2 protein-coding genes are annotated in these 678 nt (G+C 46.6%); both read left to right on the forward strand.

Annotated features, from left to right (window positions below; all coding sequences use genetic code 11):
- The coding region (locus ACLJZ5_RS22040) for a hypothetical protein (protein WP_000696922.1) at nucleotides 1-189 on the forward strand (189 nt) is incomplete at its 5' end.
- A complete protein-coding gene (tnpA, locus tag ACLJZ5_RS22045; RefSeq protein ID WP_000502119.1) occupies nucleotides 146-604 on the forward strand; it encodes an IS200/IS605-like element IS200F family transposase in 459 nt (152 codons plus the stop codon). The genes ACLJZ5_RS22040 and tnpA, both read left to right, overlap by 44 nt.
- Nucleotides 605-678 lie beyond the last annotated feature (74 nt).

Consider the following 678-nt stretch of genomic DNA (forward strand, 5'->3'; position numbering starts at 1 on the left):
TTGTCTATGGAAAACCCCCAGCTAGGCTGGGGGTTCCGGAAAGCTTTCAGCTTTAAGCCAGTTATTAAAACCCCTTTTGATTTGTTAAAACATCTTGCGGTCTGGCAACTGCAAAAGTTCAACAAGAAATCAAAAGGGGGTCCCAATGGGGGACGAAAAGAGCTTAGCGCACACCCGATGGAACTGTAAATATCACATAGTTTTCGCGCCCAAATACCGAAGACAAGCGTTCTATGGAGAGAAGCGTAGGGCAGTAGGCAGCATATTAAGAAAATTGTGTGAATGGAAAAACGTACGAATTCTGGAAGCGGAATGTTGTGCAGATCATATTCACATGCTTCTGGAGATCCCGCCGAAGATGAGTGTGTCGAGCTTCATGGGATATCTGAAGGGTAAAAGTAGTCTGATGCTTTACGAGCAGTTTGGGGATCTAAAATTCAAATACAGGAACAGGGAGTTCTGGTGCAGAGGGTACTATGTCGATACGGTGGGTAAGAACACGGCGAAGATACAGGACTACATAAAGCACCAGCTTGAAGAGGATAAAATGGGTGAGCAATTATCGATCCCTTATCCGGGCAGCCCGTTTACGGGCCGTAAGTAACGAAGTTTGATGCAAATGTCAGATCGTATGCGCCTGTTAGGGCGCGGCTGGTAAGAGAGCCTTACAGGCGCATC

Origin of the sequence: Salmonella sp. 5800, from assembly GCF_046558195.1 — a bacterium.
GTDB classification, from domain to species: domain Bacteria; phylum Pseudomonadota; class Gammaproteobacteria; order Enterobacterales; family Enterobacteriaceae; genus Salmonella; species Salmonella enterica.

Bases quoted from the DNA above. Each gene is read 5' to 3' on its own strand.
- tnpA (WP_000502119.1), top strand. From the start codon at position 146: ATGGGGGACGAAAAGAGCTTAGCGCACACCCGATGGAACTGTAAATAT.